Source organism: uncultured Shewanella sp. (genome assembly GCF_947497935.1).
In the GTDB taxonomy this organism is placed as follows: Bacteria; Pseudomonadota; Gammaproteobacteria; order Enterobacterales; family Shewanellaceae; genus Shewanella.
Genome location: NZ_CANMIO010000001.1, coordinates 212,808 through 231,747 on the forward strand (window position 1 = coordinate 212,808; position 18,940 = coordinate 231,747).

Annotated in this window: 20 protein-coding genes; 11 read left to right on the plus strand and 9 right to left on the minus strand. The window is 44.5% G+C overall.

Going from position 1 to position 18,940, the window contains the following annotated elements; all coding sequences use genetic code 11:
- Positions 1-123 precede the first annotated feature (123 nt).
- On the minus strand, positions 124-2,448 hold the full coding sequence (gene lptD, locus Q1A86_RS00885) for an LPS assembly protein LptD (RefSeq protein ID WP_299801813.1): 2,325 nt from the start codon (positions 2,446-2,448) through the stop codon (positions 124-126).
- Positions 2,449-2,597: 149 nt separating this feature from the next.
- Between lptD and Q1A86_RS00890 the strand changes: the two genes are divergently transcribed.
- The 5 genes from Q1A86_RS00890 (at position 2,598) to Q1A86_RS00910 (ending at position 6,790) form a co-directional block, all read left to right on the plus strand.
- Positions 2,598-3,632, plus strand: coding sequence for a phosphotransferase (locus Q1A86_RS00890; RefSeq protein WP_299801814.1), 1,035 nt, complete (start codon positions 2,598-2,600; stop codon positions 3,630-3,632).
- On the plus strand, positions 3,633-4,301 hold the full coding sequence (gene murU / locus Q1A86_RS00895) for an N-acetylmuramate alpha-1-phosphate uridylyltransferase MurU (RefSeq protein ID WP_299801815.1): 669 nt from the start codon (positions 3,633-3,635) through the stop codon (positions 4,299-4,301).
- On the plus strand, positions 4,301-5,080 hold the full coding sequence (gene djlA / locus Q1A86_RS00900) for a co-chaperone DjlA (protein WP_299801816.1): 780 nt from the start codon (positions 4,301-4,303) through the stop codon (positions 5,078-5,080). Before murU ends, djlA begins: the two co-directional genes overlap by 1 nt.
- A 54-nt stretch (positions 5,081-5,134) precedes the next feature.
- The gene (locus Q1A86_RS00905; protein ID WP_299801818.1) at positions 5,135-5,746 is read left to right on the plus strand and encodes an outer membrane beta-barrel protein; all 612 of its coding nucleotides are present in this window, start codon (positions 5,135-5,137) and stop codon (positions 5,744-5,746) included.
- Between the two features lie 90 nt (positions 5,747-5,836).
- Positions 5,837-6,790, plus strand: a complete 954-nt coding sequence (locus Q1A86_RS00910) for a D-2-hydroxyacid dehydrogenase (protein ID WP_299801820.1) — start codon at positions 5,837-5,839, stop codon at positions 6,788-6,790.
- Positions 6,791-6,942: 152 nt separating this feature from the next.
- Here the strand turns inward: Q1A86_RS00910 and purT are convergent, their stop codons facing one another.
- Positions 6,943-8,118 (minus strand): formate-dependent phosphoribosylglycinamide formyltransferase, encoded by a 1,176-nt coding sequence (purT, locus tag Q1A86_RS00915; RefSeq protein ID WP_299801821.1) that lies wholly within the window; start codon positions 8,116-8,118, stop codon positions 6,943-6,945.
- A 313-nt stretch (positions 8,119-8,431) separates the two neighbouring features.
- On the opposite strand from purT, the gene Q1A86_RS00920 reads away from it, so the two are divergent.
- From Q1A86_RS00920 to Q1A86_RS00930, 3 genes are all read left to right on the plus strand, one after another.
- Positions 8,432-8,872: a DUF3302 domain-containing protein gene (locus Q1A86_RS00920; RefSeq protein ID WP_299801823.1), complete on the plus strand. Its 441-nt coding sequence runs from the start codon at positions 8,432-8,434 to the stop codon at positions 8,870-8,872.
- 1 nt (position 8,873) lies between these two features.
- On the plus strand, positions 8,874-10,010 hold the full coding sequence (locus Q1A86_RS00925) for an HlyD family secretion protein (RefSeq protein ID WP_299801825.1): 1,137 nt from the start codon (positions 8,874-8,876) through the stop codon (positions 10,008-10,010).
- Between the two features lie 177 nt (positions 10,011-10,187).
- Entirely contained in the window at positions 10,188-11,657 is a 1,470-nt protein-coding gene (locus Q1A86_RS00930) for an AAA family ATPase (RefSeq protein ID WP_299801827.1), read from the plus strand.
- An 89-nt stretch (positions 11,658-11,746) separates the two neighbouring features.
- On the opposite strand, the gene Q1A86_RS00935 is transcribed toward Q1A86_RS00930, so the two are convergent.
- The gene (locus Q1A86_RS00935) at positions 11,747-12,301 is read right to left on the minus strand and encodes a DUF4136 domain-containing protein (RefSeq protein ID WP_299801829.1); all 555 of its coding nucleotides are present in this window, start codon (positions 12,299-12,301) and stop codon (positions 11,747-11,749) included.
- 124 nt (positions 12,302-12,425) lie between these two features.
- On the opposite strand from Q1A86_RS00935, the gene Q1A86_RS00940 reads away from it, so the two are divergent.
- The gene (locus tag Q1A86_RS00940) at positions 12,426-12,737 is read left to right on the plus strand and encodes a DUF1289 domain-containing protein (RefSeq protein ID WP_299801830.1); all 312 of its coding nucleotides are present in this window, start codon (positions 12,426-12,428) and stop codon (positions 12,735-12,737) included.
- Here Q1A86_RS00940 and Q1A86_RS00945 read toward each other — a convergent pair.
- The 4 genes from Q1A86_RS00945 to Q1A86_RS00960 are packed head-to-tail and all read right to left on the minus strand — an operon-like array spanning position 12,734 to position 16,030.
- Positions 12,734-14,002 (minus strand): ATP-binding protein, encoded by a 1,269-nt coding sequence (locus Q1A86_RS00945; RefSeq protein ID WP_299801832.1) that lies wholly within the window; start codon positions 14,000-14,002, stop codon positions 12,734-12,736. The genes Q1A86_RS00940 and Q1A86_RS00945 overlap by 4 nt on opposite strands.
- Before the next feature lie 18 nt (positions 14,003-14,020).
- On the minus strand, positions 14,021-14,734 hold the full coding sequence (locus Q1A86_RS00950; RefSeq protein ID WP_202720571.1) for a response regulator: 714 nt from the start codon (positions 14,732-14,734) through the stop codon (positions 14,021-14,023).
- Positions 14,734-15,117: a DUF3019 domain-containing protein gene (locus Q1A86_RS00955; RefSeq protein WP_299801838.1), complete on the minus strand. Its 384-nt coding sequence runs from the start codon at positions 15,115-15,117 to the stop codon at positions 14,734-14,736. The genes Q1A86_RS00950 and Q1A86_RS00955 overlap by 1 nt, the downstream gene beginning before the upstream one ends.
- 37 nt (positions 15,118-15,154) lie before the next feature.
- Positions 15,155-16,030 (minus strand): MipA/OmpV family protein, encoded by an 876-nt coding sequence (locus tag Q1A86_RS00960; RefSeq protein ID WP_299801841.1) that lies wholly within the window; start codon positions 16,028-16,030, stop codon positions 15,155-15,157.
- 280 nt (positions 16,031-16,310) lie between these two features.
- On the opposite strand from Q1A86_RS00960, the gene Q1A86_RS00965 reads away from it, so the two are divergent.
- Positions 16,311-16,820 carry a GNAT family N-acetyltransferase gene (locus tag Q1A86_RS00965; RefSeq protein WP_299801842.1) on the plus strand — a complete coding sequence of 170 codons (510 nt, stop codon included), beginning with the start codon at positions 16,311-16,313 and terminating at the stop codon, positions 16,818-16,820.
- On the opposite strand, the gene Q1A86_RS00970 is transcribed toward Q1A86_RS00965, so the two are convergent.
- Complete coding sequence (locus Q1A86_RS00970) at positions 16,817-17,302, minus strand: YcxB family protein (RefSeq protein ID WP_299801844.1); 486 nt, start codon at positions 17,300-17,302, stop codon at positions 16,817-16,819. The genes Q1A86_RS00965 and Q1A86_RS00970 overlap by 4 nt on opposite strands.
- A 136-nt stretch (positions 17,303-17,438) precedes the next feature.
- Between Q1A86_RS00970 and Q1A86_RS00975 the strand changes: the two genes are divergently transcribed.
- The gene (locus tag Q1A86_RS00975) at positions 17,439-17,774 is read left to right on the plus strand and encodes a DUF1971 domain-containing protein (RefSeq protein WP_299801846.1); all 336 of its coding nucleotides are present in this window, start codon (positions 17,439-17,441) and stop codon (positions 17,772-17,774) included.
- 42 nt (positions 17,775-17,816) lie between these two features.
- Here Q1A86_RS00975 and Q1A86_RS00980 read toward each other — a convergent pair whose 3' ends face one another.
- Positions 17,817-18,701 carry a universal stress protein gene (locus Q1A86_RS00980; protein ID WP_299801847.1) on the minus strand — a complete coding sequence of 295 codons (885 nt, stop codon included), beginning with the start codon at positions 18,699-18,701 and terminating at the stop codon, positions 17,817-17,819.
- Between the last annotated feature and the right edge of the window lie 239 nt (positions 18,702-18,940).

Consider the following 18,940-nt stretch of genomic DNA (forward strand, 5'->3'; position numbering starts at 1 on the left):
TAAAATCCTTGGCATTTATTGAGTGTCATTTACGGTATTTACATACCGGGTTAATGATTCTTTAGTCCTGCTTTGACTGCATGTCGTCAGCTAGGTTCAGCATTTTTTTAAGTTATTTATTTGCTAATTCTTCAAATAAAGTGGTTTACGGTAGTTAAATAGACCGTCATCCAACATATCAGACACACCTAATGGGCCAGAGCCACCGAGTCCTTTTAGAACAAAGTTTAGGTAGATCCCGCTCTCGAATAGTTCTCGAGTATCCTGTACCGGGTTATCTTCGTCAATATAATTGGTCTTAATGCGATAATGATAACTCAAACGTACAGCCCAGCAACATGATTCATATTGAAAACCTGTGTAGGTTTCTACTGCTCGGCTTTCATTTAGATCGTAATACCAGTTACCCACTAAATATAAGCTGTCATTAATCGGCCAGGCGCCACGGAAGCCAACTTGTTTAATATCTACCGACTCATTAGTGTTGGTATTTAGCAGATCTGGCACGTAACGATAGCTCGCTTGCAGCAGTTTATTGGTACCAGGACGGTAGTCTACGGTGACTTCACTCTTCTTGTTTTCGCTCTCTTTAGCATCATATTGAATCGAGCCACTTAAGAACCAGTCGGAATAGAGCTGGGTCGTCAATTCTGCAGCAATTGCGGAGTTGGAGGTGTTCTCTTGCACAAAGGTATCGTTGCTGCCCGTGACATCATTGATGCCAACACGACTGTCTTCAAGATAGATAATCTGACCCAAACTGAACTTAAATACTTCACGGTTCTGTTCGTTAAATAGCTTAGTGGTTAAACCTAAAGTGAATTGATTAGCATCGGCTATTCGGTCGAGACCAGAGAAACGACGATCCCTAAATAGGCCGTTGTAATCCTCTTGCAACAGGGCTGTATCGTAAATACCTATGTCCGATTGGTCTTCGTAGCCTACGTATAGGTATTGAAACTGCGGCTCAAGAGTTTGACGATAGTTGGTATCAAAGTAATCGGTAAAGCGTTCAAAATTGACCTGACCATGAATACGCACCTGAGGCAGAGTACGGTTCACATGTTCTGAAAGCTCCGAAGTCGATAGATTCGATTCATCGTCTTGCCAGTAGTTGGTCTGTAGTAGCTTAACTTCGCTGGTCAATGACCCCGCAGGTCCGTGGATAGGGTAGGAAATGCTTGGCTCTAGATGAACTCGAGTCGCGGTTGAGTATTCGCTATCTTGATGCTCGAAGTTTGTCGCTTCACTGTAAAGATTAAAGTCTAGGCCGTGCCAGTAGCTTGGGGCGCGATAGTTAAATGTAAACTGCGGCATCACCTGATAAGGTTTTTCTTCCTCACCCAGTACCTTAATATCTTGTACACGAGCGCTGAAATCCCAGTTTTGTTCGAAATAACTGATTTCACCGATACGAGTAAGTTGATTATCGGTCGCGCGCTGAACGTCAGAACTTAAGTCATTAAAGTAGTTGTTATCCGAGACATCGGTATAGTTAGCCAAAACGCGCCAGTTTTTATTAATCGCGCCGCTATGTTCCCAGTGATATAGGTATCGATTAGGGCTATTAACCAGCTTGTCGTCATCGGCAAGGTATTCAACGTTTAACTGACCTTGCTGTTTTTCACCGGCTAAATATCTAAACTCGGTCTTAGTGAATAAGCCACGTGCCGACATATAGTTGGGGGTGAAGGTTAAATCATATTCTGGGGCGATATTCCAATAATAAGGTGTCGCAACCTCAACACCGTTGGTGGTGCTGGTACTAAATGATGGAAATAAGAAGCCAGATTTACGTTTGTCCGATACTGGAATCGTCATGTACGGTACATACATCACCGGCACGCCAGCGATTTTAATCTTAGCGTCCCAAATCTCTCCCCACTCTTCGGTGCTATCAATCTTGATACGATCGGCTTCAAGCAGCCAGTCTGGATCTTGGCCTGGACAGGTTGTGAAGTTAGTGCCCGATAGCAGCAGGTTATTTTCTTTGGTGATCTCTAGTCTTTCTGCATCACCGTGGATCTGTTGTCCATGCAGCCAGTATTGCGCCCCGTTTAGCGTAGCGCTATTACTTTGCATTTTAGCGACAAGAGAGTCAGCTGTTACGGTAAACATCTCGTCTTGAAAGACTAAGTTGCCATTGGCATGCAGCTCTTCAGTCTGTTGGTCTAGAATCGCTTCATCGGCGGCGATGTTACGCCCACCTTGGCTGAAGTTGACATCACCATTGAAGGTCGCTTGTTTACCCATTTGCGCCGCAGAGCGGTCGGAGCTGATATAGATCCGCTGCAGATCAGCTGGAGTATTCATCTCGTAAAGTGGAACGTAAGGCTTCACTGGTGGTACAACGACACACTGTGAGCTCGATGCGGCTACAGTTTCGGTTTCGTCTGCTAAGACTAATTGGGGAAGCAGGCTCAAGGCCAGAAAATAACGGATCTGCATCTTAGGTCAATTAATTATGATTTCTTAGTCGGACGGTGAAGAGGAGTAAGTTGCCAATAAGGGCAACACAGCCAAATAAATTTTTTCAATTGCTTAGCTGTTTCCATTTTGTCGTTATAATAAAGCAATTTCTTCTTAAGAGCCATGAGGTGCCCTTGTCAGATCCTAGATTTCTTCAGTTAAATGCATGGCTAAACCAGTATTTTAATGTAAATGTATCGCCGCAGTTAATATCTGGCGACGCAAGTTTCCGACGCTACTTTAGAGTCGAAGTGAATAATCTGTCTTATATTGTAGTCGACTCACCGCCTAACCTTATCGACATTAGCCCTTTTATTCAATTAGCTGACAGTTATTCTAAACAGGGAATAGCCGTCCCCGAAGTGATAGCTAGCGATAAAGCGCAGGGCCTGATGCTATTGAGCGATCTTGGGGATGTGCAACTCTTGTCAGTGCTCAATAAAGACACCTTGCAGGGCTACTACTCTCAAGCCTTAGAACTACTCAAAGATATTGCCAAAGTCACCCACACCCAAGCAGGCCCCTTAGCGCAATATGATGCCGAGTTTGTGATACGTGAATTAACCATTTTCACCGAATGGTTAGCCCTGCACCATCTCAATTTAGAACCACAGCAAGTGCAAACTCATACAGAAGCAGCATTTAAGCTATTAGTCGATAATGCTCTAGAGCAGCCACAGGTCGGTATGCATCGTGACTACCACAGTCGCAATATCATGCTGCAAAATAATCAGCTCAAGGTGATCGATTTTCAAGATGCGGTTATTGGGCCTGTGACCTATGATGCGGTTTCGCTGCTGAGGGACTGCTACATTCGCTGGCCAGATAGCGCTGTCGACGCTTTAATGCAGCAACACTATAAGCAATGTCTTAAAGCCAATCAGATCGATTCTGCTGTGAGTTTTGCCCAGTATCAGCGCTGGTTTGATTTAATGGGAATACAGAGACACATTAAGGCGGCGGGTATTTTTGCAAGACTAAATTATCGTGATAATAAACCCGCCTATATGGCAGATATACCACTGACGCTCGAGTATATTCGTGATATTGCTGGGCGTTATGCTGAGTTGCAGGTATTGAGCAACTGGATCGCAGAGGTGATTATTCCAGCGGTAAACGCCAAGATTGATGTTGAGACTGATGTAAAGAGTGAAGGGTTATAAATGAAAGCGATGATCTTAGCGGCTGGGCGAGGAGAACGTCTACGGCCATTAACTGACTCTCTACCTAAACCTTTGGTCGAGGTAGCAGGAAAACCTTTGATTGTTTATCACATCGAAAAACTTGCTGCCGCAGGCTTTACGGAGATAGTGATCAATCACGCTTGGCTTGGACACAAGCTGGTCGAGCTATTAGGTGACGGGCGTAAATGGCAAGTTAACATTCAATATAGTGAAGAAACATCGGCGCTAGAAACAGGCGGCGGTATTAAGCAAGCACTGACTCTATTGGGCGATGAAGCATTTCTGGTTATTAACGGAGATATCTTCATCGATGAACTGCCGGATATTAAACCACTTGAGGCGGGCACGCTTGCACACCTATGGCTTGTCGATAACCCTGTACAGCATCCTCAAGGTGACTTTGCTTTACAAGCAGACAGAGTAAATGAGCAGGGAATTGATAAGCTAACATTTTCTGGAATGGGGGTATATCACCCTGAATTATTTAAAGATACGCCTGACGGGGCTTTTGCGTTAGCCCCTTTGTTACGTCAAGCCATGGCAAAAAATCTAGTTGGTGGCGCTCATTTTAAACAGTATTGGTGCGATGTGGGAACAATAGAACGACTCGCGCAAATAGAAGAACGTGAAACAAGTAAGGTTAGATAATGCGTATTTGGGGTAAGGTTTTCGGTTTCATCATTGGATTTATGTTTGGCCGTATTGGTGGCGCGATTTTTGGGCTTTGGCTTGGGCATATGTATGATCGCAGGCAAAGCCAAAAGGCGGGGCTAGGGGGCGGTGGTAAGCGTCAGGCGCTGTTTTTTAATACCACCTTTTCGGTCATGGGCCATGTTGCCAAGGCATCGGGGCAAGTGACTCAAAATGATATCCGTATGGCGACTTCGCTGATGGATCAGCTTAATTTAAGTGGACAAGCAAGAGCCGATGCTCAGGCTGCTTTTCGTGAGGGGAAGGAGGCCGATTTCGATATTTACGCCTGCCTAAAAACCTTTAGGTTGATCTCTATGGGGCGTAAAGAGTTGTTGCAGATGTTTTTGGAGATCCAAATTCAGACGGCGCTTGTCGATGCTCAGTTGGATCAAAAAGAGCTATCAATATTGTCCATCATCGCCAAGGAACTAGGCTTTAGTCAGCAGCAACTCGATGACTTGCTTGCACGTTGGCAGGCTGAGTTTAACTTCCATCGAAGTGGTGGTGCGGGCAATCAAACTTCGATTAAAGATGCTTATAAGCTACTGGGTGTGTCCGAGTCGATGTCGGATCAGGATATCAAACGAGCATACAGAAAGTTAATGAATGAACACCATCCGGATAAACTAGTTGCCAAGGGATTACCCGCCGAAATGATGGAAATCGCAAAGTCAAAAGCGCAAGATATTCAAGCAGCTTATGATAGAGTTAAGGGTGATAGAGGTATGCGCTAGTGATGTATAACTAGTTATAACTGGGTCAAAATAATAACGGTATAGGGACATATTATGAAAACCAGCTTAGCGATTTTATTAGGTTCGTTTTGTGCACTACCTGCTATGGCAGAAGTTTATGTCGCGCCGTTTGGCGGCTATAGCTTTGGTGCGAGCGAGTTCGATATCTCGAGTACCGATTCGGAGGATAAAGGCAAGGTTAAGGTCGCCGAATCACAAAACTATGGCGTGATGCTGGGTTTCACCACCAAGGACCCCGGCAATGTTTACCTGCTCTATAGCCACCAATCAACGGACTTAAAAACAGGCGATAATTTCAGTCCAAGTGTGATTACTTCGATGGATGTGGATTATTTCCATGTAGGCGGTAGTCTCTACTTCCCGATGCAAAGTGTGAAACCTTATATTACAACCAGTCTAGGCTTAACCAGTATGCGACCCGGTGGAGCCTACTCTAACGAGACGCGTTTCTCTGTGGCGATTGGTGGTGGCGTCGAATATCAGGCAACAGAAGCGTTCTCGGTTTTTGCTGAAGTCAAAGGCTATGCGACCTTTATCAATGCCGATAATGCGCTATTTTGTGGTAACAACGGTTGCCTGTGGAATATTCAATCGGACATCATGTGGCAAGGGCAGGCTAATATTGGCGCCAGTTTTAAGTTCTAAGCGCTAATTTTTAGGGACAAGGTTTAGAGCCAACTTTTAGAGCTAAGTTTACGTTTTGGAGCTAGTGATTTTTTAGCTAAGGTTATTTTGATGAAACTTGTTGTGCTCGATGGGTATACGCTAAATCCAGGTGATCTCGATTGGCAAGCATTAGCAGCGTTTGGAGAGCTAAGCGTCTTCGAACGTAGCGCGCCTGAAAAGGTACTCATCCGTAGTCAGGATGCTGAGATTCTCTTTACCAATAAAACTGTGCTTGATGCAGAAGTATTAAGTCAGCTGCCTAAGCTGAAGTATATTGGAATTTTGGCAACTGGCACCAATGTTGTGGATCTTGAGGCTGCGAAAGAACTCGGTATTGTGGTCACCAATGTGCCGGGTTATGGCCCCGATGCGGTAGCACAGATGGTGTTTGCCCATTTACTCCATGCCACACAACAGGTTGCGGTGCACACCGACGCCGTAAAGCGCGGGATCTGGAGCGAGTCGAAAGACTTTTGTTTTACACTTATGCCGCTGCAATCGTTAAAGGGCAAGAACTTAGGTTTAATCGGTTTTGGTGATATTGGTAAGGTGGTCGCTCAAATTGGTCAGGCCTTTGGTATGAAGGTATTGGTCAATACCCGTAATCCTCAAGTCAAATTGCCAGATGGTTGCAGATGGGCCGAGCGAGAGGCGCTATTTAGCCAGTCGGATGTTATTTCACTGCACTGTCCGCTCACTCCTGATACCGATAAATTGATCGATGCGGCAGTGCTTGAGAAGATGAAGTCTTCAGCAATCTTGATTAATACTGCCCGTGGTGGTCTTATCGATGAAGCTGCATTGTCGGCGGCCTTAGAGCAAGGAGTGATAGCATTTGCAGGCGTCGATGTATTGTCTACAGAGCCGCCATCGCTAGATAACCCATTATTGAGTACCAAGAATATCAGTATCTCACCCCATAATGCCTGGGCGACCATCGAAGCTCGGCAGAACTTGCTTGATATAGCCGTTGATAACCTTTCAAGTTTTACTCAAGGCCAAGTGAATAACAGGGTTAATTGAAGTCCTAACATTGCTCGCAATTAATTCGATACAAGTCCATTCGATACTCGTTCGAGACCATTAGCGTCTTGGGATGATATAGACATGTAAGCCTCAAACTTAATGCTAACTCTGTTTAGCAAATGTTTGAGGCTTTGTATTGGCAAGTTTATTTATAAAACGACGTTAATCTTGCTCGCAGCGTTTAAGGCTTTTTCGACTGCCTTGTCGATATCAGTATCTCTAGCGAGTGCCACACCTAAGCGTCTTTTTCCGTCTATCTCTGGTTTGGCAAATAAACGCACCTGTGTATTTGGATCGACTAATGCTTCGGCCACTCCTGAGAACTGAATATTGTGTGAGGTGCCTTCGGCCAAGATCACCGCTGATGCACTCGGACCATGCTGTGCAATATTGCTAATAGGCAGCCCCAAGATAGCACGAACATGCAGGGCAAACTCCGATAGATCTTGGCTGATAAGAGTTACCATACCTGTATCATGTGGGCGAGGAGAGACTTCGGAGAAATAGACCTCATCGCCTTTGATAAATAGCTCAACCCCAAATAGGCCGTAGCCCCCGAGTGCTTCAACGACTTTTTTGCCGATAGCTTGTGACTTCGCGAGTACAACTTCAGACATCGCCTGTGGCTGCCAGGATTCACGGTAATCTCCATCTTCCTGACGATGGCCAATAGCATCGCAGAAATGAATACCATTTACCGCACTAATAGTGAGTAAGGTGATCTCGTAATCAAAGGGGATAAAGCCTTCGACAATCACTCGTCCCTTACCCGCGCGGCCACCTTCTTGAGCATATTGCCAGGCTGATTGAATTTGTTGCTGGGTGCGAATAACGCTCTGGCCCTTACCCGATGAGCTCATCACAGGTTTTATCACACAAGGTAAACCGATAGTTGCAACAGCATCGTTAAACTCAGCTTCAGTATCGCAGAAGAAGTATGGCGAGGTTGGAATGTCTAAGGTCTCGGCCGCTAGGCGGCGTATGCCCTCTCTGTCCATGGTGAGTTGAGTCGCTTTAGCTGTCGGTACGACATTGACGCCTTTAGCCTCCATTTCAACCAGAGTCTGTGTCGCAATTGCTTCAAGCTCTGGAATAACTAAGTCAGGCTTTTCGAGCTCGATAACCTCTTTTAAGGCCTGAGCATCGAGCATATTGATCACATGTGAGCGGTGAGCGATTTGCATTGCAGGCGCGTTAGGGTAGCGATCAACACCTATGACTTCTATACCGTAGCGCTGAAGTTCGATTGCCACTTCTTTACCCAGTTCTCCGCAGCCAAGCAACATGGCGCGCTTAGCATTTGCAGATAAAGCTGTACCTATCATTTTGATTACCTTTTTAGATTGTAGGGGATTGTTATTGGTTGCTAAACCGATAAGGCGGTCAAGTTAGCAACTCAGCGAGAGGGACTCTTGTCCCCTCATTTTTATTTTTCTTTAGTGTAACGTGCAGCCTATTTAGCAAGGGCAGTTTTAGCGGCAAGTGTGGGCGAGATCACTCTTGTTGACTAAATAGGCTGTCCCTAATATGCGGTTTTAAGTGAAAAAAAATGGAATTGTATGCTCAATATTGCCATGATGTTGTTAGAATGTGTTCAGGCTCGATCGCCGTAAATGACGGTTTAAAAAGGAGTGCACCGTGTTTTTAGATTACTTTGCGTTAGGAATTATATTCTTCGTTGCGATTTTCCTCTTTTATGGGGTGATAGCTATCCATGACATCCCATATGAAATCGCTAAGAAACGTAACCACCCGCAGCAAGACGCCTTGCATATTGCAGGCTGGGTAAGCTTGTTTACCTTGCATGCCATTTGGCCATTTTTGTGGATTTGGGCAACCCTTTATCGTGAGGACCGCGGTTGGGGATTTCAAGAGGTGGTCGAGAAAGAGCAGCTACTTGAGAGTGAGGTGAAAGGATTGACTGAATCCGTAAGAAAACTAGAACAAAGATTAGCAGAGGTTGAGTCATCGAGTCGTGGTCCCAAAGCGATGAGCGCGGCTGACAATTCTCGAACAGACAGTACTCAAACCAGCAGTGCTCAGGCTGGCAGTGCTTCAGCAGACGGGGAGGTGGTGTAACATGGATTTATTACTCGTACTGACCTATACCGCTATCTGTATTGCGATCTTTAAAATATTTAAGATCCCGCTGACTAAGTGGACCGTACCGACTGCCATACTCGGTGGCATCTTCATCGTAGGTGCCCTGATCTTATTGATGAACTATAACCATCCTTATACGCCCTTTGCGAAGGAGTATTTTGTCACTACTCCCATCAACCCGGCTGTTAGAGGCGTGGTTGTATCGGTAGAGGTGGAGCCTAACACCCCGATAAAGAAGGGAGATGTGTTATTTAGGATTGACCCAACCCCTTTCCAAGCGATTGTGAAGCAAAAGCGAGCGGCCTTGGTTGCTGCAGAGCTTGAAGTGCCACAATTAGAGGCTGCATGGGAAACCTCAAAGGCCGCTGTAACACGAGCGACTGCCGATAGAGACAGAACAAAGTCCGCGTTTGAACGCTATGAGAGAGGGCGTAAGCGAGGCGGTGTTAATTCACCTTTTACCGAACTTGAGCTTGATAACAAGCGCCAACTTTATTTTGCATCTGAGGCGCAGCTTACTGCCGCCAATGCTGAAGAGTTAAGAGTGCGTTTAGCCTATGAGTCAAATGTCGATGGGGTAAACACTAAGGTTGCAGGCATTCAAGGTGAGCTTGAAAAGGCACTGTTTGAGCTTGAACAAACTGTGGTCAAAGCTCCAGCCGATGGCATGGTGACACAGATGGCGCTTCGCCCAGGTATTGTGGCTGTCCCTATGCCTTTAAGACCCTTGTTAAGCTTTATACCAGATGAAGAACGTGCTTTTGTCGGTGCTTTTTGGCAAAACTCTCTGTTAAGACTGAAAGAGGGCGACGAAGCCGAGGTGATTTTAGATGGTGCACCGGGTCAGGTGTTTAAAGGCAAGGTGGCTAAGGTGTTACCTGCGATGGCCGAAGGAGAGATCCAGTCATCGGGAGCATTAGTTTCCTCTAACCGTTTAATGGTTAGAGGCAGAGCCTTAGTACTGATTAAGCTTGAAGATGATGAGGTGAGAACTCGCTTCCCGGCGGGTGTTTCGGGTCATGCAGCTATCTATACCGAGCACTTTGCTCATGTGTCAGTGATGCGAAGAGTCTTATTAAGAATGCAGGGTTGGCTAAACTACATCTTCCACTAATCGATGCAATAAAACGGTGCTTGATACTGTTACAAAGCTGAAACGCACTTGATAAAAAGGGACCTTAGCGTCCCTTTTTCTTTTTAGGTAATATGCCATTAGCCATTAGCCATTAGCCATTAGCCATTAGCCATTAGCCATTAGCCATTAACATTCGATATCTGTTCAAGGATTAACATGCAAGATATTCAAGACCTTAGTGCTGTACTGCGATCCAACACCCCTATTGTCGTCATAGAGACCTATGAAGAGTATCGGGTGCTCGAATTACTCAGAAAAGTTTCTAACATCTTATATCAACCGCTGTTTAGTTGGAGCGTTACTCAGGGGTTGATGCGAGTCGATAGTGGCATGGGGAGGCAGAAGTTTAACTGTGAGCCTGGTGACATTCTTGGGCAGATAAAATCAACGAAGGAGCAAGGCATTTATGTGTTATGCGATTTCCACCCATTTGTTGAGGACGCACCTAAAAATGTACGCCTACTGAAAGAGATAGCACTTGAATACGAAGCGCTTAAACATACCATAGTGTTAGTGAGTCATGAGTTTACTATCCCACCTGAAATCAAACATTATTGTGCACATTTTAGACTGTCGCTACCTAATACCGCTCAGCTATTGAATCTTATCTACGAGCAAATAGATAAAGTACGTAGTGAGGGCGTGATGCTAAGTGTCGATGATGAGGCAGTAGCAAAGCTTGCTGAAAACTTAAGGGGCTTGACCTTTGATGATGCGAGGCGCTTAGCCCACAAGGCAATAGTCGATGATGGGGCGATTACTCACTCTGATATTGACAGTATTAACCGTGGTAAGTTTGAGCTGCTGGATATGCAGGGGGTATTGCAGTTTGAGTATGATACCAGTGATTTTTCTCAGGTGGCGGGTTTGCATAACCTTAAACAATGGCTGAGTCATAGAACGCCGTCAGCCCATACACAGATACTTGAGGATAAACCTAAAGGCATTTTATTACTTGGGGTGCAGGGTAGCGGCAAGAGTCTTGCCGCAAAAGCGGTTGCCGGTATGTGGCAAAGACCGCTACTAAAGATGGATATGTCTGCGCTTTATAATAAATACATAGGTGAAACCGAAAAGAATCTGCGTAAGGCACTGGAACTTGCTGATTTGATGGCGCCATGTGTACTCTGGATAGATGAAATAGAAAAAGGCCTGAGTAGTGGCACTGGTGATGATGGTACCTCTCAGCGAATTTTAGGGACCATTTTAACTTGGATGTCGGAGCGTAAATCTGATGTCTTTCTGGTTGCTACTGCCAATGATATCAGTGCACTTCCCCCCGAATTAATGCGTAAGGGGCGCATGGACGAAATCTTCTTTGTCGATCTGCCCGATGCCAATATCCGCCAAGCTATTTTTCTGATCCACATTCAACGTCGTCAGCTTGAGCCAACACAGTTTGACTTAGCCCAGCTTGCTAAGTTGAGCCAGGGCTTCTCTGGTGCCGAAATCGAGCAGGTGGTGATCTCTGCCATATATACGGCTAAGGCTTCTGAGCGAGAGGTGGATCAGAGAGCTCTGCTTGAGGAGTTGATGAAGACGCGGCCACTGTCGGTGGTCATGCGCGAAAAATTAATGGCGTTAAGACAATGGGCCGAGGGGCGCACGGTTAATGCCCATCAATGACGTTACGCCTGCTAGAGGGCTGAGACACTGAGTTTTCTATAGGGGATTAAGCGATGAACCGAACGAGAGCTGTTCGGTTCATTCTGAGGTTACTTTTCTTGTTTAGGTGGGAATTGTGCGAGGATCTTTGCGACTGTCGCCTTGGTTTCTTCAGCCTTAGCTTCACCGCCATCATCGAAATTGAATTTATCTGTTCCGCGCCAAATCAGCCGATTAGTTTTCGGATCGATAATATCTATCTGTATGGTCTGTATTTTTGCGGTATCACTACCAACAGGTACATCTACACTAGTGCCTATACTTGCTCCGCCCGAGCTGCCCCAAGAGCCTGTTCCTAATCCAATAGAAAATCCTGAATCTTTGGGTTTATCTTCAACCTTAAAGCCATAGGTAACATTGAAATCGCCATTCTCAGCTTGGGCAACAAAGCCTTGATTACCGAGTGAGTTAGCAATGGCCTGCTGAATTCGACTGGCGCTTAATGGGTCGCTGTTGTGGCTCGGTTCGAGCTGCGAAAAACTCTTTAAGCTGGAAAAGTCATAATTGAGGTCGTAATCATTTTTAGGAGTAGAGCTGCAGGCGACAAGTAATACTAGCGGCAGCAAAACTAGGCTGAATAAAAGGCCTCTTGGCTGTATCTTCATATTGTTGTTATCTCTATGTCTGAAATGCGATGAAAGGCTGTGTTTCGCTGCACTTAGTGAATATCAATTGTTATCACTGTATTTATTTTAGCCTTTCATTGTCAAGATAGTATATGTTTAAGGTATGGAGCAGTTAGAGTTTTTTGAAATCCCCAGTCCCTGTATTGGCGTTTGCCAGAGTGATGCAAGAGGCTACTGTAAAGGGTGTTTGCGTAATCGAAACGAGCGCTTTAATTGGCTTGAGTTTTCCGATGCGCAAAAATATGATGTAATCCGTTTATGTAAGCAACGTAAGCGGAGGCGTCAGCTTGCGCTTTTAAAAGCTAAAAAAGCTCAGCTCTTAGATGAAAGGGCGAAGGTGAATACTCACCTCGACTTTGGTAATGAGATAACTGCTGAAACACAAGACAATATAGGGGAATTTAAACTAGATTAATCTTCCTTTTTCTTAGGCCAGAATAGGGTAAATTGGGTAAAGCCCGGTCGGCTTTCTAAGCTGACTTCTGCATGATGTCTGTCCATGATCCGCTTGATTATTGCTAAGCCTAAGCCGTGCCCCTTATTGCCATTTTTACTGCTACTACTGCGATAAAATGGCTCAAATATCTTGCTCTGATCTTCTTCTAAAATTCCCTCGCCTCGATCGGTAACGGACAGCCGGATCCCGTCTGTAGCTTGAGATATTTTGACTTGAATATCGTCAGTTGAAAACCTTTGAGCGTTAGTGATGAGATTCTGTAATGCACGCTCGACTAGTGAAGGCTCTGCGATTAAGTAGACGATTTCCTCCGGCTTTTCGAGCACGATAGGAGTCGGATTGTGACTTTGGAGTCGTCTGATCGTTTGTGCGACTAAGCTGTTTAAATCACAGCGCTCAAAGTTGAGTGACTCTCTTTGAGCCTCTAAACTGGCATAAGTGAGTAGCTCTTGCAGTAGATTTTCCATCTCTTTGATATCGAGCTTCATCTCATCTAAAAAGCGCTGACGATTAGCCTCGTCAGACTCTGGCTGGCAGTACTGAGGTAATAAGGCTAGGGCGAACTTAAGCCGCGCCAATGGAGTTCGGATCTCGTGAGAAACGGCATTAGAGAGGTGTTTCTGATTATCAATAAGGGCACTGATATGAGCGGCCATATCGTTAAAGGTAGTTGCTAAGGGTAATACCTGAGAGCGTTTAGTTAACTTTATTCGGGTGTTCCAGTTGGCTTGACCAAACTCTTTGGTTGCCTTACGTAAGATCTTAAGATCTTTAGATAATGGCCACACCCAAATGAGTGCAATAAATGCCAGCAACAGATAGAAAAAGATATTATAGATATTTCTTAGACGGGGAACGGGGTCAATAGCAATGGGACCTGCCATTAAGACTTGCTCACCCACAGCCACAAATTGGAGCTCGTGGTTGATACCATAGGGAGTGGCAATCACCTTATTGGCTTGAACGAGTTGTTCGCTTGAAAAAGCGACTTGCTCAGAGTCGAGTAGGGTGAGAGCAAAGTCTGGGTCGGCTTCTATGGAGTCTAGCATCGCCTGACGTTCAACAGGCGGGAGGGCCGCTAGTACTTGCGCCAAAGCGACTAAAGGTGCATCGAGTGCACCTTTGTCGTCAACATTGTTCTGCCATAAATTATCTAGAGTCCAGCCTATACCTAAAAAACCGAGGCTGAGTAGAAGATAGAGGCTTATAAAAAGACGTTTCATCTTTATAAATATGCAGGTTTAGTTGTTCCACGCTTCAGGTGCAAATAGGTAACCTTGGCCCCATACTGTCTTGATCCTAAATGGCGTTTCAATATTATCGCCCAGTTTTTTTCTTAGGCGAGAGATGCGTACGTCGATCTTTCTATCCTTACCGTCAAAATCGATATTGAGCAAGTATTGATAGATGTACTGACGACTCATTACTTGTCCCGCTTGTGATGCAAGCAGCCATAGTAGTTCAAATTCGTGGCTGGTCAGATCGACTTCTGTGTCACCTAAGCGAATAGCTTGAGTGTGCGGGTCAATGCTTAATTTACCAAAGCTAAGGCAGTGGGACTCAACTTGTGCAGGCTTTGCCTGTCGGCGTAACAAATTATTGATACGCGCCACCAATAAAGCTGGATCGACAGGCTTAACGACATAGTCATCGGCGCCTAACTCTAAGCCTTTAATTTGGTCTTCATTTGAACCAAGGGCGCTCATTAGCAGGATAGGACCGGCAAAGTAGTCTGGTAGCTTTTCACATAGGGTTAAACCGTCCATGCCCGGCAACATGATATCAAGTAAAATAATGTCAGGCTTATAGTTTATCAGGCGAGTTAAAACTGTATCGCCTCTACGCTCTACTTCGACGTGCATGCCATGTGATTTTAGGAAATCAACAATCAAATTGGCCAAACGAATATCATCTTCAACTAACAAAACTCTATGCGTCGATTGAGAGTTGGTCATTAGAATAAGCTCCATGGGTTGCGATATCGTCGCCTTACTTGAGGCGAAGAAGCGGGTGTGACTTTTAATTTTACACCTGCAAGTGTCTCGTGGGTATCTTTGTCTATCATCACAAACTGAATATCACGATCTGCTCTGATATTAACGGTTAAAGAGTGAATATCTGGTGAGGGTGTACACCATTTCTTTAAATCTTTGTAATCAGAAATGATGCAGACTGTTTGGTTTATTAACAACTGCCATTCTAAGGTGACTTCAATATCACAGGACTGCCCATCTTCCGATGTGATGCAGAACTCTGGTGACAGCTTGAGAGTCGGTTCTGGAGCCTCCAAGTTATCTATTGCAGCGGCAGATGAACTCACAAGTGAGCCTAGAAGCATCCAGAAAAGTATAAGTTTAAATTTTGAAAACACTCGCTTAGAACCTATACGCTGCGCCAACAAAATAGGTGGTTGTGTAATCTTTCTCCACAAGCGGACTATCGACTATTTCGTCGGCAATGTCTGTGTAACGCGCAACTAAGAGCAAATTCCAGTTTTGAGTTAATACATACTGGCCGGTAAATTCGATGCTCTTATTCAATGCAGACTCCGCTTGATATGCTTGGTTCCAGTAGAGGCTTTCACTCGATCTTACGCCGTAGTAATAATCAACGACCTCATCACTTCTCCAGTCTAACAATGCTGCAAATTCGAAATTCCATTTATCTAAAGGAATGTTATAGAACCACTTCAATTTAGACTCTAGGCCGCCATGAATATCTAAAATATCATGAGCGACGCTAGCGTGTACTATACCAAATCTGGTGTAAATAAAAGCCTCGGCTCCGCCAAGATATGTAAAGTTTCGATTTTCAAGCTTGCCTATGGCTGGTTCTTCTACGGTCGGGCTTGAAAAGGTGGATCTTACTGAAGATATCGCAGTTTGGTTCCCGCCATTACTTAACAGGAAAATATTTGAAGGATCCCAACGATGGAAGAAGGCGCTGTCATGGCTAAAGGTCGTTACCAGGTTGACTGTGTAGTTTTCACCTTCGGCCAAGGTGTAACCGATATTACCATTATCGAAAAACCAGCTATCGCCATAATAGGCTAAGGTTGGCACAACATAAATGGGGATATCTTTATAGTCTTTAAGCGGGTTAGATTTATTACCATAGCCTAAGCTGAAGCCAAGATCCCAGCGTCCGACTTCGATGCAGTCTGTATTGTTATCACAGCTTGTTGGAGCATTTGCGAACACGGCTCCTGAATATAAGCTGGCACTGAGCAGAAGTACTAAAAAGTATGGCATCTAAAACATTGACTCTTGATTACAAAATTAACAAATGAAGCTATAGAGTATCATCTATTCCAAAATGCAGCATGCTAGATAGGAAAGTTGTTGCAAACTGATACAGTTCAAAAAATAGTCATCTTTTCGATATTTGTTGATGAGCTTTGAACAGTATAGCCAAGCACTAATGTTCGCTTATCTATTGACATACAAGCTATTTTATCGAAAGTTATACATTATAATAATGCCATGGCGTATAAAGGAGAACGTAGTGACTGGAGAGCGGAACCCTCTAGAGATGAGGAAAACAATTTTGGTAGATATAGATATTCGTCACAGCTTAGATACCGATATTGATGGTATTTGCCAACTTTATAGCCAGCCAAGTTGCTATGGCGCAACCTTGCAGCATCCTTTTCCCTCTTTACAGCTCTGGCAGAAACGTTTGATGAACCTGCCTGATAACTTCTACAGTTTAGTTGCCGTCAGAGAAGGCGAGGTTGTAGGACAAATTGGCATGGAAGTGTTTAGTAATCCAAGGCGTAAGCATGTTGCTAATATCGGTATGGCCGTGCATGAGTCATACAGAGGCATAGGAATCGCTTCGGCTCTGCTCGAAGCCATGGTGTCATTAGCACAAAACTGGCTAGCGGTGCGGCGGATAGAGCTCGAAGTCTATACCGACAATCACTTAGCGGTTAGCCTATATAAAAAGCATGGTTTTGTGATTGAGGGAGAAATGCGTGAATATGCTTTTCGTGATGGCGAATATATTGACGCATTTCTGATGGCAAATGTTAGAGATTAACCATTCTTCTTAGACATCTTGTCTAAAACAAACTCAGTGGCTTGCTTATCTAGGCTGCGCTTAGAAAGGTAACTGGTTCCCTTGGCGTGCTTGATTAAGAAGCCTTGTTCTGTCGAGGTGATGCTGTTGACGTCTTGCCACAAAATAGTACCTTGAACATAGAATGAGTCATTAGTTATGCCTGTCTCATCTAAGGTTAGAGTCACTTCATTGTTTGCTGCTTTGCTCATCATCTGACGCATCAGCCACCAAGGTTTTCTAAATCGAACACTTAAGGCTTCGAGGGCACCTAAGGCAATGATGAACCAAGAGGCATAGCCATTGATATTGGTTAACATTAAACCTGTACCGACTAGCGTAAAGATAATAGCTTTGCGGTAAGCGCGTATAGATGTGTCGACCACAACAGATTCATCGTAGCACTCGCTAAAATGGCTTTTGTCTAAGGTGTATTGCGTGGTGTAGCGATATTGTTCGTTCATTGGTTCTCGTTATTACAGCAAGCGCTAGTGAGCTAATATTGCAGTTAAGTGGGCTGATTATAGTGCCTAGTTTGCTGATAGTCGCTTAACTTGAACTTAAATCGGCTTAATTACATTTTATAAACGAGGATGAAATATGGCTAAGATCCCTGCTGATTACGTTAATTACAAATCCACACCAGTATTTGAGAAGCACACCGTGCCAAAGATGTTTCTTCATCTGCATAACACAAAGGCTGGTGTTTTCGGTCAAATTCATGTGTTAAGCGGAGAGCTTAAGTTTTATGGGTTTAAAGATAGGCGTGGAGATGTGGAGCAAGAAGTTGTCATTAAAGCCGGTGAAACAGGGATCTCGCCACCTCAGTATTGGCATAAAGTGGAGTTTCTCACCAATGACACTCAATTTAGGGTCGATTTTTGGGCGCAAAAGGACTCCGAAATAGTCGCTAAAAACTTATCAGAGCGTGATTGAAGTCTCCTCTATTACGACTTGGTAGGCGGCACTCCTGAGACATTAGTGTAGCTGTGGCTTGATAGCTAAGATATCGCATTTGAGTTCATCGACTATTGCTGAAGAGGTGTGACCCTTTAAGTCACTGATTAACCCTTGGTGTTCACCAGCCCCAATGACTAAGAGATTAGCGTCGCACAGCTGTGCAATCGAGGGAATGACATGATCCGGTAGTCCTTGCTCAAGATGAAGATGAGCATCTGTTAGGTGGTAGTCTTTTGCACTATTGAGTAAACGTGCCCAGTGCTGCTGTTTTTGCTCCTCATCGGTGAGGCTATCTTTTTTCTTTTCTACCGACATACTCCAATTTTCATTCTGATAACAGTTAACTAAGTGAATATCGTTATCCAATAAAGAGGCCAGTTGCTGACTATCATCGAGTAAACATTGGTTTAATTTACTGTGTTCAATATGGGAGTCCGACGTTTCGAGAGCGGTTAGGATATGTCCATTTTTTTGCCAACGTTTATTACCGACTATCATGATAGGATGCGCGCACTCTCGTAGCAAATGGGCTTCGCAACTAGGTATAAACTCGTTCATGATTGCGTTGCGATGTTGGTTGTTAATCACGATTAAATCGTAATCGCCAGCTTTTGTTTCCTTAATAAGCGCAATGTGTTCTTTGGTTTTATCAATATTTTTGATCTCAACCTCTACGCCTTGGCGTTGGTATTTTGCTAAAAGTTTTTTCACAAAAAGCATGGGGTCAAGGGCGTTATTGGGGATCAGCCCAAGCCTAGTTAATAAGCTACCGTAGGGATGTTCTATTTTCAGTGCGGTGACTTTAGATTTGGTTTTCTTAGCTAGCTGTAAAGCTTTATGCAGTGCAAATTGTGCGGGTGAATCGTTATCGATCACTGTCAGTGTGTGGTGGTACGAAATCATGGGGAGTACTCCATTTTCCTTGCACTCCCTTGCCATTAACGCTGGTTCATAATTCTGTAAACTTAGTCTATAACCCAGTAAACACACGGGTTTGCTAATACTAAATCACGCTTAAAGCTGCGTTTGTAAGTGCATTCGGGTCTACGAGCTTCTAACCCCTTGATATAGCGAATCTAGTGCGGGGGTGTTCTCACATATTGATAGCTAACGAGTTAAAAGAAAGTGTTAATGATTGTTAT